The organism is Ruegeria sp. Alg231-54 (assembly GCF_900143525.1).
In the GTDB taxonomy this organism is placed as follows: domain Bacteria; phylum Pseudomonadota; class Alphaproteobacteria; order Rhodobacterales; family Rhodobacteraceae; genus Ruegeria.
The window spans coordinates 74524-87235 of the sequence record NZ_FREZ01000012.1; the positions used below are offsets into that span (position 1 = coordinate 74524).

The window sequence follows — 12712 nt, forward strand, 5'->3', positions numbered from 1 at the left end:
CCTGATCCGTCGGAACAATTCCCTGTTCCCACGAGAAAATTCCCTGTTCCACTTTTTAGGGAATTTGCAACATAAACCTCTGAAAAACATACAGTTCTGATAGGAGAAATGACGGAAATCAGACCTGTTTCGCGAAATTTCCCTGTAAATTGCCGGGTATCAGGGAAATCCCGCCCAAAGCGACCCCGCCAAAATGCGACACTGAGACTGCGGCCGGAATTGCGCTCTGAGTGTACAGTCTGCTCCGTCTCTGATTGAAAGCGCATGCGCCAACTCGCGGGAATTGCGGCACAATTCCGGGTCAGAAAACACAACTGAAGTGAGACAGGTATGAGTGGCGGGGAGACAGGGATTCGAACCCTGGGAACGCTCTCACGTTCAACGGTTTTCAAGACCGCCGCATTCGACCACTCTGCCACCTCCCCGCGTGGGGCCGGGTCTAAGGCCATAGCGAACCGGTGGCAAGACCAAATAGGGAATTCTTGCCGAAGCGCCCGCTGCGGTCTTTCCATGACACTTTGGCCGCGTTATGATCCGCAGGAAAGACCGAAGCAGGCTGGCAATACAGAACCAGCAATCGGCGGTGGGTCTCGGGAAACGAGGCCCAATCAGGCAAGGGATGACAAGATGAAGCGAGCGACAGAGACACGCGCACATCCGCGAGCGTTAGCGGCTTTGGCCGTTGTGTCCGTGGTTTTGGCTGGTTGCGATGAGGTGCTTTCCCCCGAAAATGTCTCGGCAGATACCCAGAGCTCCGAATCCGCACCAGACGGTCGGACCGACCTTTTCCCCACTCCAAGCGGAAGCCCGAAAGATGATGTCGAAGCGCCTGAGGTGTTTCAACTGTCTGAGCCCGGACTTTGGGACGGCCGCCCGTCTTTGGGCGGAATATGGGTTGCCCACCCGGATGTGACACAGCCCGAACGTGTGCGCGTCAAAAACCCCAAAAATAATAAAACGATCACAGCCGCGTTGTTCCGTCGCGAAAGAAACCTGCCGGGTCCTGAACTGCAGCTTTCCTCTGCTGCAGCCGAAAAACTGGGCATTCTGGCTGGTGCACCTACACAGGTTGATGTCGTCGCCCTGCGTCGCAAAGCGCCCGAACCGAAACCTGAGCCGGTTGAAGAAAAGCCCGCAGCCGAAGAGATCCCTGTCGAAGAAACGCAAACCGCAGCAGCGGATGAGCCCAAGACCGACATCGCCGAAAGTGAGGCCGCAGAAGCTGAACAGCCAGCCAAGCTCAAGTGGTGGCAACGCAAAAAACCTGCAGCGGCGGCCGGTGCCGCGACTGCGGCTGCTGTAGCCGCAGATGCCGCGACCGACACGGCAACCGACACAGCGGCGGAAACAGCCGCCGAGGCGGTCGAAACGGTCACAGAGACTGAAGTACCGGCCAAGCCCAAATGGTGGCAGCGCAAGAAACCAGCCACGGCGGCCGTGGCCGCTGATGCCGCGACCGATACGGCGACCGACACAGCGACTGAGGTGGTCGAAACGACGGCAGAAGCAACATCATCGGCTTCACTGGTGGATCCAGAGGTTACCCCCCCGACTGAACAACCGGCCAAACGTAAATGGTGGCAAAAGAAAAAGCCCGATGAAATCACCGAAACGCCGCTGGACCCGATAGCGGGCGCGGCTGCGGCGATTGACGCGGCAGAACCCACACCGGCCAGCCCCCCCTCTGCCGCAACAGCGGACGCATCGGCAGCTACGGCGGCTTCGGTATCGTCCTTGTCAAAACCGTTCGTCCAGGTCGGCACTTTCGGGGTTGAAACCAACGCCAATAGCGCTGCCAACAAGATCCGCCGCAACGGAATGCCTGCCGAGGTGCGAGAACTAACCTCGGACGGCAAAACGGTCTGGAGGGTCCTAGTCGGCCCAGCCACGTCGCGCTCGGAACGCAATGCCATGCAGCGCGATGTCAAAGACCTGGGCTTTAACGACGCGTTCACCGTCAAAAATTGAAACCTAGGAGGCCCCCATGCTGTCCTCACTGCGATCATCTGTTTTGACCCTCGGGCTGGCGCTGTTTGCCTTGCCCGCCCACGCTTTCGACACAACCGCCCGCGCGGCCTATGTGATCGATCAGACGACCGGAACGGTTCTGCTGTCGAAAGAAGCAGACCAGCCCCTGCCGCCTGCGTCGATGTCCAAACTGATGACGCTCTACGTCGCGTTTGAGGCGCTGCGCGATGGCCGCCTGACCCTGGGGGAAACCTTGCCCGTGTCGGAACACGCCATGAGCTATGGTGGGTCGACCATGTTCCTGAACACGCAGGATCGTGTCAGCGTCGAAGATCTGCTGCGTGGCATCATCGTTTTGTCTGGTAACGACGCATGTGTGGTGATTGCCGAGGCGCTAAGCCCCGATGGGACCGAGGCCGGGTTTGCCCGCTACATGACACAGCGCGCCAAACAGATGGGCATGGACAACTCGAACTTCGCCAACTCGAACGGATGGCCGGCGGCGGGCCACATGATGTCGGTCCATGACCTTGCCGTATTAGCCAACCGGCTGATCAGCGACTTCCCCGAATACTACCCACTGTTCGCTGAAGAAGAGTTTGAGTTTGATGGCCGTGCGCCGTCTAACAAACGTAACCGCAATCCGCTGCTGAAACTGGGGATCGGGGCCGACGGCCTGAAAACCGGGCACACGCAAGAGGCGGGTTACGGCCTTGTCGGCTCGGCCAAGCAAGGCGACCGTCGGGTTGTCTTTGTCCTGACCGGCCTCGATAGCACCGCCCGTCGCGCAGAGGAGGCTGAGGCCGTGGTTAACTGGTCGTTTCGCAATTTTGTCGAGAGGACCATTGCCGACGCCGAAACGCCGATAGCCGAAGCCCAGATTTGGATGGGCGCCGAAAAAACTGTTGGGCTGGTGCCCGAAGGGGATCTGACCTTGTTGTTCCCAGTTCTCAATGACAAGGACGTCAAAGCTGAGGTCGTCTATGAAGGTCCGATCAACGCGCCTGTGGAAAAGGGGCAGAAACTGGCTGAGCTCGTGATCACACCCGAAGGATTGCCCGAAATCCGTCGCCCACTGTTCGCGGCCAAAGACGTGCCTGTAGGCGGCTTTGTCGTGCGCATGAAAACCGTTGGCGGTATTGTTCTAGAAGACGTGATCGGCAATCCGCTGGAGGCGATGTGACGAAGGCAGGGTTGTTTCTGACCTTCGAAGGTATTGACGGGTCTGGAAAGTCATCACAAGCACGAATGCTTGCCGAACATTTGCGTGGCCTCGGTTACGATGTCGTTCTGACCCGCGAGCCCGGAGGATCTGCAGGCGCTGAAGAGATCCGAAGCCTTGTTCTGGAAGGTGACCCGGATCGCTGGTCTGCAGAGACGGAAATCCTGCTGTTTACGGCGGCCCGCCGGGATCATTTGGAACGCACGATCAGGCCAGCGCTGGCCGAGGGCAAAGTCGTGATCTGCGACCGCTTCGCCGACAGCACCCGCATGTATCAGGGCCTGTCGCGCGGCGATCTGCGGGGATTGGTCGATCAATTGCACGACCTGATGATCGGGCGCGAACCCGACATGACCGTTTTGATCGACATGGACCCCGAAACCGGGCTGTCCCGCGCCAAGGGGCGTCAGGGAACAGAAGAACGGTTCGAAGATTTCGGGCTGGATCTGCAACAACAGATGCGTGCAGGGTTTCTGGCCCTTGCGGATGAGTATTCCGACCGTTTCCGCGTGGTTGATGGCAACCGGGACATGGACAGTGTTGCACAGGATGTGACAGATATCGTTCTGCAAGCCTTGCGATAGACGATAGATGAGCGACGACACCCCAACCCCGGATCAGGCGCCCGGTGCCCCACACCCGCGCGAGACACTGCGCCTGTTTGGTCAGGACGCGGCGGAACAGGCTTTTCTGAGTGCCTATACCTCTGAGCGTCTGCACCACGGCTGGTTGATTACCGGTCCACGTGGCGTTGGCAAGGCGACGCTGGCCTGGCGGATCGCGCGGTTTCTACTGGCAACACCTCCGAACGAGGATGACGGGCTATTTGGCGCACCGCCACCGCCCGATAGCCTTGAGATCGATCCTGAACACCCCGTCGCGCACCGTATTCAGGCTGGGGCCGAGCCCGGCTTGGCCGCAATTACCCGATCTCTGAACGATCAGGGGCGGTTGCGTAATGAGATTGTGGTTGATGATATCCGCAAGCTTGGCAAGTTCTTCGGCCTTTCCTCGACTGACGGTGGTCGCCGCGTTGTGATTGTGGATGCCGCGGATGAGATGAATGTCAGCGCCGCCAACGCGCTGTTGAAAATGCTTGAGGAGCCCCCGGCCCGCACCACCCTGCTGCTGATCTCACACCAGCCGTCGCGTCTGCTGCCGACAATCCGGTCGCGGTGCCGGACACTGCGCCTGTCTCCGCTGGGATCTGAGGATATGGAAGCCGCGCTGATGCAGACCGGCACAGAAATGCCGGGAAAGGCGGATCATTTGGCTGCACTGGCTGCCGGGTCCGTAGGTGATGCGGTGCGCCTGATAAACCTGGGCGGGCTTGAGATTTACGCCGAACTGATCGCCATTCTGGGCACCCTGCCCCGAATGGACCGTCAGCGCGCGCTGGCCTTGGCCGAGGCTGCTGCCCAACGTGGCGCGTCCGAGCGGTTTGAACTGTTACTGACGTTGATCGACGTCGCCCTGTCCCGGCTTGCGCTGACCGGTGCAACCGGCGCGGCCCCGATGCCCGAGGCCGCTCCGAACGAGGCAGAAACCCTTGCCCGCCTGTCGGCTTCACCACATCAGGCCCGGAAATGGGCGGAGGTCGCTGCAGTGATCACCGCACGCGCGCGTCATGGGCAGGCGGTGAACCTTGACCCTGCCGCTCTGGTCCTAGATACGGTGTTCAAGATACAGGAAACCGCCGGTCAGAGCAGATGAGCAATACGCCCGAAATTACCGACAGCCATTGCCATCTGGACTTCCCCGATTTCGAAGGTCAGCTGGATCAGATCGTGGCCAATGCTGCCGAGGCTGGCGTGACCCGCATGGTAACAATTTGCACCCGCTTGCGGAACGAACCAACCGTCCGCGCCATTGCCGAGGCCCACGCGCCCGTCTTCTACGCGGCAGGAACGCACCCTATGAGCGCCGCTGATGAGCCGAAGGCGTCCGTCGACGAACTCGTCGCCCTGTCCCGGCACCCCAAATTTGTAGGCATCGGCGAAACCGGGCTGGATTATCACTATACCGCCGACAGCGCAGCGGTGCAGAAGCAATCCTTGCGGGTGCATATTGAGGCCGCCCAACGCACTGGCCTGCCTTTGATCATTCACGCCCGTGCCGCCGATGACGACATGGCCCGCATTCTGGCCGAGGAACACCGCAACGCGCCCTATTCCTGCGTGATGCACTGCTTTTCTTCTTCTGCCGAACTGGCCAAAGCCGCCCTTGAGCTGGGGTTCTATTTGTCGATGTCCGGCATCGCGGCCTTCCCCAAAAGCCAGGAGCTGCGCGATATCTTTGCCAGGGCCCCGGTTGACCGCATCCTTGTTGAAACCGACGCGCCATACCTGGCCCCACCCCCGTATCGCGGCAAGCGGAACGAGCCCGCCTATACCGCCCACACAGCGCGCAAAGGGGCCGAGGTGTTTGGGATGGATTACGTCGATTTTGCTGCCCATACACAGGCAAATTTTGACCGGTTGTTCACCAAAGCAGCGACCTACAAGGCGGCTGCATGACCGAATTGCGATGCACCATCCTTGGCTGCGGATCATCCGGTGGCGTCCCCCGGCTGGGCGGGCATTGGGGCGATTGTGATCCCCAGAACCCCAAAAACATCCGTCGCCGTTGTTCGATGCTGGTGGAACGGGACGGCCCGGACGGTACAACCTCGGTGCTGATCGACACCTCCCCCGACATGCGCAGCCAATTGCTCGATAGCGGAACCGGACGTCTGGATGGTGTTATCTACACCCATTCGCACGCCGATCACGTCCACGGCATCGATGACCTGCGTATGATCGTGTTCAACATGCGCGAGCGGGTGCCCGTGTGGGCCGATGGCGACACGCAGAATGCCTTGCTGGGACGGTTCGGCTACGCCTTTGTCCAGCCCGAAGGTTCACCCTACCCGCCGATCCTTGACCTGAAGTCCATCGACGGCCCGTTCGAGGTGGACGGCCCCGGCGGCCCGATCCCGTTCCAGCCATTCAAGGTCAACCACGGCTCGATCGACTCGCTTGGTTTCCGGATGGGCAACCTGGCGTACCTGCCGGATGTGGCGGAAATCTACGACGAAGCCTGGGCGACGATGGAAGGGTTGGATTGTCTAGTGATCGACGCGCTACGTCGGAAACCTCACCCGACCCATGCGCATCTGGAAAGGACGCTTGGCTGGATCGAACTACTGAACCCCAAGCGCGCGGTCCTGACCAATATGCATATCGATCTGGACTATGCCACGGTTGACGCGGAAACTGCCGACAACATCACCCCAGCCTACGACGGAATGGTGATCCATCAGGCGCTTTAAGACCCCACGCAACCAACCTGGGACGCAGCAATTATGCGTCGGCCCAGCCTTCTAAGCGGTGCCATGCTTCAAAGTCTGATCGACGTCATTTTACCGGTTTTCCTTGTGATCGGAGCAGGTTATGCCTCGACACGGTTGGGGTATTTCAAGGAAATTCACATCGATGGATTGATGAAGTTCACCCAGGGCTTTGCAATCCCATGCCTTCTGTTCCTTGCAATCTCGCATCTGGATCTGAGTGCTAGTTTTGATCCCCGGCTTCTGGTCAGCTTCTACTCGGCAGCTGGCCTGTGTTTCACTGCTGGTCTGTTCGGTGCACGGTTGATCTTTGGCCGGGATTGGGAAGATTGCGTCGCCATCGGGTTTTGCTGTCTGTTTTCGAACTCTGTCCTTTTGGGATTGCCTATTACCGAACGCGCCTATGGCCCCGAAAACCTGACCGGCAACTATGCGATCATCGCCTTCCATTCACCCTTTTGCTACGGCGTTGGCATCACGGTGATGGAGGTTATTCGAAATCGCGGCCAAGGTGGCCCGCGCATGGTCAAATCCATCTTGTCGGCCATGTTCCGCAACGCACTGATCCTTGGCATCGCCCTGGGTTTTGCCGTGAACCTGTCAGGTATTGGCATACCTGCGGTCGTGGACGAAGCGCTGGGGCTTGTGACTCGCGCCGCCCTGCCCGGGGCGCTGTTCGCGCTTGGCGGAGTGCTTGTGAAATACAAGCCTGAAGGTGACCTGCGCGCCATCGCCTTTGTCTGCGCGATATCACTAATGCTGCATCCCAGTCTTGTCTGGTTATTCGGCTCAACATTTGGTCTGCCGCAGGACCTGTTCCGCTCGGGCGTGCTGACGGCAGCGATGGCGCCCGGTTTCAATGCTTACATCTTTGCCAATATGTACGGACGGGCAAAACGGGTCGCGGCCTCGTCCGTTCTGGTCGGAACCGGCGTCTCGATCCTGACAGTCTGGCTTTGGCTGACATTATTGGGATAGCGTGACGTCCCACGGATTGACTTTGCACCAGCCGGACACACCTAACTGAAAAGCCACAGGATACTCCTAAATGCCGAACGCCCTGATCGTCGCCCACGGCCAACCCTCGGACCCGCCCCCTGCCGAAGCGGCGCTAGCTTCCTATGCGGCAGAGGTCGATGCGTATTGCGATGGCGTCAGCGTTCAATCAGCTACTCTTGCAACACCAGGAATGCTGGAGGCTCGTTTGGACGAACTGCCCGACGACACTGTCATCTATCCCCTTTTCATGGCCAAGGGATGGTTCGTAAAAAGTGCACTGCCCAAGCGTCTGGGTGATAGGAACATCAAAATTCTGGACCCGCTGGGCGTTGACCCAGAACTCCCCGCTTTGGCTGCGGGCGCGTTGCAGGATACGCTATCAGGCAAGGGGTGGGACGCGGACAAAACGGATCTGGTTTTGGCGGCACATGGATCGGGCCGGAGCCGCAATCCGTCAGCTGTCGCTATTGAGTTTTCCAGGGAATTGGCCGGGTGCGTGACCTTCCAATCCATCCGCGTCGGGTTTGTGGAAGAGGCCCCGTCCATTGCCGAAGCCGCGACCGGGGCTGGCGATCAATCTCTGTGCCTGCCTTTCTTCGCCTGCACCGGTGGGCATGTTTTGGAGGACCTGCCACAGGAGTTGGAGCGAGCGCGGTTCAAAGGCCACGTGATGCCGGTTGTCGGAGATCTTCCCCCGATCAAGCGCCATATTGCGGAAATTCTGACACGGGCTATTGCGCTGGATTAACTTAAATACCCGCCCTGCGCGGAATTAGAAGTCATTGCCAACTAGCCGGTTTACGCCCAGAGGCCGCAAGTGCCGAGTACAGACAATGCCGCGACCGTCCCTGCCGCTTTGCCTCGTACAGCGCCTGATCCGCTGCATTCAGTAGCTCTGCCGCATCCGGCGTGCCAAATTGCGTGGACAAGGCCGTTCCGATGCTAGCTGAAATCTTACACTGGGCACCCTGAAACATCATGGGTTGGCATAGCCTGCTGATCAGGCGCCCCGCTATGTCAGACAGGACACTTTCGTCGACCAGGCCTTTGAAAATGATGACAAACTCATCACCACCGATCCGGGCGACCGTGTCCTCATTTCGTGTCTCTTCCTCCATAATGCGCGCGGCCTGTTGCAACACAAAGTCCCCCGCCGCATGGCCAAGTCGGTCGTTGACACTTTTGAAGAAATCCAGGTCCAGATGCATAAGCGCGAAGACGGAATTACCCGAGATCAGGTGGCCGAGAACCACATCCATCGCGCGGCGGTTTTTTAACCCCGTCAACATGTCTGTCACCGCCTGCTCTTCAGCGGCCAACATGGCCCCCTGCAATCGCAGGTTCAGTGAACGCGATGCCTCCATCGCCGCTGTTTTCGCCTCAACCAGATACAGAAGTTCAATCGCCAGATCAGTGCCAGAGAAATCCGCGCTGGTCAGGGCGTAGTCACGAACTGCATCCAGTATCGAAATCCCGAAGGACAGGTTGATGATGGCCCCGTTCCCCTTTGGCAAGGGCGCGATTAGCCCGGTCAGCGCAGTCCGGGGTTCATCGTGAAATTTCAGATGCACTTTGCCACCGGCCAGAGACAGCAGCCCAGCAATCGTTGTAACTGTTCGTGGCCGAACCAGTTCAAAGACGTCCAAAAAGTCTCGCCCCCGCATCGGGTGACCCGGGCGAAGCTTTTGTAACGTCGGCCCGGCATTCACGATCCTGCCCTGATCATCCACCATCACGAACATGGGGCATAACGTGTCCAAAAGAGCCGAGAGTTCAGTGGTTTGCATCATGATTTGCGTGCCCCCAGATCGAAATGACGCCCTTCGGCGAACGAGCTTTCGATCAGAACGATCGTGATGACCTCAGCGTCGCCGGACTGCCCTTCATGCGACAGCATGGCCAATGCTCCATAATCGTCTGCAATTGCCCGTAATACGCCGACCATCACGCTGGAATAGCCCGGCAGACCGGGGTAGCAGTACAAATGATATTCTGCCGGTGACACCTCACGCAATTCCAGCATTGGCAAGCGCAGATCGGATACTGCAAGGCGGGCACGATCCGATAAGTCATCCAGCGAGTGCAGGAATTCGACATATGTCACACCGCCGAACCGAAGCAGTCGGCGCAAATCTTCCATATTGGGGTGCGACACCAAATAGGTTCCCAGATCCTCCAAAATCTCGGCCCGTTGGCGATTCAGGTCGGCACATAGCGCGTCCAAAACCTGTGCGGTAACGGCGTCGTCATAAAGTAGCATTGCCTCAAACTCGGCAATACCCAAGCCCGCGGCCTCGGTCACCCGTAGCCAGCAGGGTTGTCCATAAGTCGTGCAAACAAATGACTGTATTGCCCGATTGATCAGACCATACATGAGATGCCCCAGATTGGTTACACCCCAATCTGCTCAGATAATACTTAACAAATAGCCAAAAAACACGATGCGTTGATGACAATCCGACAGAGTCTCAATCTGGAAGTCACTGTTGTTACATTAGAAATCCGTCGGCGCGCCACCCTCGGCCTTTCGGCGGGCAACAAAGTCCTCCAACTCCTCGCGAATCCCGTCATCTATCGGCGGGGGCTCAAAACTGGTTACGATTTCTTTGAACATGTGGTGGGCGCGCTCAGCGGTCCAGATACCGCCAGCCACGTCCCAACCTTCATAGTTTTTCCAATCGCTCAGGAACGGCTGATAGAACGCGGTCGAGTAGCGGTCCTGGGTGTGCTGAATACCAAAGAAATGGCCATCGTTCCCAACGGCCTTGATCGCATCCAGCGCGATTTCGTCCGGGCCTGTCGCTGTGATCTCGGGCTGCATGTATCGCTGGATTTGCTGCAGAATTTCACAATCCATGATGAATTTTTCGGGGCTCGCAATCAGCCCGCCCTCAAGCCATCCGGCCGCGTGATACACCATGTTGGTACCCGACTGTACAGCAGCCCAAAGTGAGTTCGACGTCTCCCAAACAGCTTGCCCATCGGGTACGTTCGCCGCACACACGCCCGAAGACCGCATCGGCAAACCATAGTATCTTGCCATTTGGCCGGTCATCTGGGTTGAGCGCATATATTCGGGCGTTCCAAACGCAGGCGCGCCCGATTTCATATCAACGTTGGAGGTGAACGTCCCGATAACACAGGGAATTCCCGGCCGGACATATTGGAACAGCGCAATTGCGCACAGCGCCTCGGCCAAGGATTGCGCAACCGCACCGGCCATCGTAACGGGCGCCATCGCACCGGCCAATGTGAACGGCGTCACGACAATTGCTTGCCCGCGCCGCGCAAGACGCAGGCAGCCGTCAATCATCGGATGGTCGTGTTTCAATGGTGAGGTCGAGTTGATGTTGGTATACATCCGCGGGGTCGCTTCGAACTCTTCATGGCTGTGACCCCCAGCGATCCGCACCATTTCCATCACGTCCTCAACGCGTTCCTTACCCAGCGAATAGGCATGCATCGCCTTGTCGGTCAGCGTTAGCTTGTCATAGAGCACGTCCAGATGTCGGACGCTGGCGTGGATATCGACCGGCTCGACCGGGTAGCCCCCGGCAAAGTGGATACAGTTGAAATACTGTGTCAGCTTCAGCAAATTCCGGCACATCTCACGGTTACCGGCCACCTTGGTCCCGATCTCAAGGTCCCAGTAGTTCGGAGGAGAAGACACGTTCCCGAACAGCAGGGTTTTACCACCAACCTCAATCGTCTTGTCAGGATTTCGCGGCGTGATCGTGAACTTTGACGGCGCTTTGGCCACCATTTCCATCACAAAGTCACGCCCCATACGAACGTTGTCGCCATTGATCGTACAGCCTGCCTCTTTCAGGATGCCAAGGGCTTCTTCGTTGTAGAACTCGATTCCGATCTCTTCGAGGATGCGCATGGCCCCCTCGTGGATTGCTTCGATTCCACCTTGGTCTAGCGGTTCGGTGGGTTTGTCGGTATTGATCGGCGGGTTCCACGGCATTTGGTCGATCACCGCGCTGCCCCTGCGTGCCGCCGCACCTGCCCGTCCCCCTCCGCGCCGTTTGCGAGTCTGTGTGTCAGCCATTGGATCCCTCCGGAACATGCTTTCTTCAAGCAAGCCCTGAAGTCGGCCCAGTGGCCGCTCTGTCTGCGACAAGGTTTGTCGGTTTTATTACTTGGACAGTCGAATTCAGCCGAAGCTGGATCAGTTTTCTGCCAACCAGGCGGGAATGTGACCGATGTCCGGCAGCACGACATCTGCCATCGGCGCGAGCGCTTCGGCCGGCGCCAACCCCGTCAGCACACCGATTGTGGTCATTCCGGCAGCTCGCCCGGCCTGAAGATCATGAAGGCTGTCCCCCACCATCGCCACACGCGACGGGTCGACACCAACATGGGTTGCAAAGGCAATCAATTGCCCGGGCCCGGGTTTGAACCCATGGCCGCTGTCGTAGCCAGCAACAAAATCGAAGTGGTCGCGAATCCCGACTGATGCGAGATGTTGCAGCGCAGGCATTTCCCCGTCGTTCGTGGCCACGCCCAGTTTTAGACCCGCCTGCCGCAAAGCATCCAGGAAGGGAACCAGTGGAACAGCAGGGGCCTGTATCGCCGTCGCCGATTCCGTGTTCAGAATGTCAATCAGCTCATCGCTGGGCATATCCGGGAAATAGGGTGCAAGGGCTTCGGCGATCTCCTCGACGGTCCCCGCAATCACGATGCTGTCGTCGGCATATTCTTCCGAAACCGTATCAAATCCGATGGCCTGCCCCAGTTCGGCGGCCCGCAGTTGATCACCATCTGACAGCTTTTCCAACACGCTGCGCCCGAAACCACCCCATGTGTCCGCAAAGTCAAACAGTGTTCCGTCCTTGTCGAACAAGATCGCATCGATGGGCATTACATGCTCCTGTCAGTGAATTGAATCAGGTCCAGTGAACGTCGCCACCGGACAAAACAGCCCGCGCCTGACCCGGCAGGTCATAGGGCACGGAATTGGCGTCACAAAAGGCGATCACCCACGAATCGTCAAGCATCAAGAATTCAAGAACCGAACTCAGAAACTCCGACTCTGATGCGCGAACCCGCAAATCCTCGGTGGATGCACCCGTCGAGCCCAAAAAGATCGGCAGCAATTCGTCATTCCCGACCAGCCAGCCAAGGACGTTCAGGGCAAGCGTTTCAGCAGATTGGGCGGTGATCGGCATAAAGAGGCCTCGGAAATGCAC

At 58.4% G+C, this 12712-nt stretch carries 13 protein-coding genes and 1 tRNA gene; 8 read left to right on the forward strand and 6 right to left on the reverse strand.

The window, feature by feature from the left end; translation table 11 throughout:
- Positions 1-335: 335 nt before the first annotated feature.
- Positions 336-425: transfer RNA gene (locus DHN12_RS18765), tRNA-Ser, on the reverse strand.
- 202 nt (positions 426-627) lie between these two features.
- On the opposite strand from DHN12_RS18765, the gene DHN12_RS25165 reads away from it, so the two are divergent.
- The 8 genes from DHN12_RS25165 (at position 628) to DHN12_RS18805 (ending at position 8265) form a co-directional block, all read left to right on the forward strand.
- Positions 628-1968, forward strand: a complete 1341-nt coding sequence (locus tag DHN12_RS25165) for an SPOR domain-containing protein (protein WP_108861611.1) — start codon at positions 628-630, stop codon at positions 1966-1968.
- A 16-nt stretch (positions 1969-1984) separates the two neighbouring features.
- On the forward strand, positions 1985-3151 hold the full coding sequence (locus DHN12_RS18775) for a D-alanyl-D-alanine carboxypeptidase family protein (RefSeq protein WP_108861555.1): 1167 nt from the start codon (positions 1985-1987) through the stop codon (positions 3149-3151).
- Positions 3148-3774, forward strand: a complete 627-nt coding sequence (gene tmk / locus DHN12_RS18780) for a dTMP kinase (protein WP_108861556.1) — start codon at positions 3148-3150, stop codon at positions 3772-3774. Before DHN12_RS18775 ends, tmk begins: the two co-directional genes overlap by 4 nt.
- A gap of 7 nt (positions 3775-3781) precedes the next feature.
- Positions 3782-4903 carry a DNA polymerase III subunit delta' gene (locus DHN12_RS18785; protein ID WP_108861557.1) on the forward strand — a complete coding sequence of 374 codons (1122 nt, stop codon included), beginning with the start codon at positions 3782-3784 and terminating at the stop codon, positions 4901-4903.
- On the forward strand, positions 4900-5706 hold the full coding sequence (locus tag DHN12_RS18790; protein ID WP_108861558.1) for a TatD family hydrolase: 807 nt from the start codon (positions 4900-4902) through the stop codon (positions 5704-5706). The genes DHN12_RS18785 and DHN12_RS18790 overlap by 4 nt, the downstream gene beginning before the upstream one ends.
- On the forward strand, positions 5703-6500 hold the full coding sequence (locus DHN12_RS18795; RefSeq protein ID WP_108861559.1) for an MBL fold metallo-hydrolase: 798 nt from the start codon (positions 5703-5705) through the stop codon (positions 6498-6500). Before DHN12_RS18790 ends, DHN12_RS18795 begins: the two co-directional genes overlap by 4 nt.
- A 63-nt stretch (positions 6501-6563) precedes the next feature.
- Positions 6564-7496 carry an AEC family transporter gene (locus tag DHN12_RS18800; protein ID WP_108861560.1) on the forward strand — a complete coding sequence of 311 codons (933 nt, stop codon included), beginning with the start codon at positions 6564-6566 and terminating at the stop codon, positions 7494-7496.
- A gap of 70 nt (positions 7497-7566) precedes the next feature.
- A complete protein-coding gene (locus tag DHN12_RS18805) occupies positions 7567-8265 on the forward strand; it encodes a CbiX/SirB N-terminal domain-containing protein (protein WP_108861561.1) in 699 nt (232 codons plus the stop codon).
- A 31-nt stretch (positions 8266-8296) separates the two neighbouring features.
- On the opposite strand, the gene DHN12_RS18810 is transcribed toward DHN12_RS18805, so the two are convergent.
- The 5 genes from DHN12_RS18810 to DHN12_RS18830 all read right to left on the reverse strand — a co-directional run bounded on the left by DHN12_RS18810 (position 8297) and on the right by DHN12_RS18830 (position 12691).
- The gene (locus DHN12_RS18810) at positions 8297-9307 is read right to left on the reverse strand and encodes a GGDEF domain-containing protein (RefSeq protein WP_108861562.1); all 1011 of its coding nucleotides are present in this window, start codon (positions 9305-9307) and stop codon (positions 8297-8299) included.
- Positions 9304-9891 carry a heme NO-binding domain-containing protein gene (locus DHN12_RS18815; protein WP_108861563.1) on the reverse strand — a complete coding sequence of 196 codons (588 nt, stop codon included), beginning with the start codon at positions 9889-9891 and terminating at the stop codon, positions 9304-9306. The genes DHN12_RS18810 and DHN12_RS18815 overlap by 4 nt, the downstream gene beginning before the upstream one ends.
- Positions 9892-10011: 120 nt before the next feature.
- Positions 10012-11571: a trimethylamine methyltransferase family protein gene (locus DHN12_RS18820; RefSeq protein ID WP_108861564.1), complete on the reverse strand. Its 1560-nt coding sequence runs from the start codon at positions 11569-11571 to the stop codon at positions 10012-10014.
- 120 nt (positions 11572-11691) lie between these two features.
- Positions 11692-12384, reverse strand: coding sequence for an HAD family hydrolase (locus DHN12_RS18825; RefSeq protein WP_108861565.1), 693 nt, complete (start codon positions 12382-12384; stop codon positions 11692-11694).
- 25 nt (positions 12385-12409) lie between these two features.
- On the reverse strand, positions 12410-12691 hold the full coding sequence (locus DHN12_RS18830; protein ID WP_058279646.1) for a DUF3572 domain-containing protein: 282 nt from the start codon (positions 12689-12691) through the stop codon (positions 12410-12412).
- Between the last annotated feature and the right edge of the window lie 21 nt (positions 12692-12712).

Excerpts from the sequence above, each read along its gene's own strand:
- DHN12_RS25165 (WP_108861611.1), top strand. The coding sequence starts at position 628 with ATGAAGCGAGCGACAGAGACACGCGCACATCCGCGAGCGTTAGCGGCT.
- DHN12_RS18775 (WP_108861555.1), top strand. The coding sequence starts at position 1,985 with ATGCTGTCCTCACTGCGATCATCTGTTTTGACCCTCGGGCTGGCGCTG.
- DHN12_RS18785 (WP_108861557.1), top strand. The coding sequence starts at position 3,782 with ATGAGCGACGACACCCCAACCCCGGATCAGGCGCCCGGTGCCCCACAC.
- DHN12_RS18790 (WP_108861558.1), top strand. The coding sequence starts at position 4,900 with ATGAGCAATACGCCCGAAATTACCGACAGCCATTGCCATCTGGACTTC.
- DHN12_RS18795 (WP_108861559.1), top strand. The coding sequence starts at position 5,703 with ATGACCGAATTGCGATGCACCATCCTTGGCTGCGGATCATCCGGTGGC.
- DHN12_RS18800 (WP_108861560.1), top strand. The coding sequence starts at position 6,564 with ATGCTTCAAAGTCTGATCGACGTCATTTTACCGGTTTTCCTTGTGATC.
- DHN12_RS18805 (WP_108861561.1), top strand. The coding sequence starts at position 7,567 with ATGCCGAACGCCCTGATCGTCGCCCACGGCCAACCCTCGGACCCGCCC.
- DHN12_RS18810 (WP_108861562.1), bottom strand. The coding sequence starts at position 9,307 with ATGATGCAAACCACTGAACTCTCGGCTCTTTTGGACACGTTATGCCCC.
- DHN12_RS18815 (WP_108861563.1), bottom strand. The coding sequence starts at position 9,891 with ATGTATGGTCTGATCAATCGGGCAATACAGTCATTTGTTTGCACGACT.
- DHN12_RS18820 (WP_108861564.1), bottom strand. The coding sequence starts at position 11,571 with ATGGCTGACACACAGACTCGCAAACGGCGCGGAGGGGGACGGGCAGGT.
- DHN12_RS18825 (WP_108861565.1), bottom strand. The coding sequence starts at position 12,384 with ATGCCCATCGATGCGATCTTGTTCGACAAGGACGGAACACTGTTTGAC.
- DHN12_RS18830 (WP_058279646.1), bottom strand. The coding sequence starts at position 12,691 with ATGCCGATCACCGCCCAATCTGCTGAAACGCTTGCCCTGAACGTCCTT.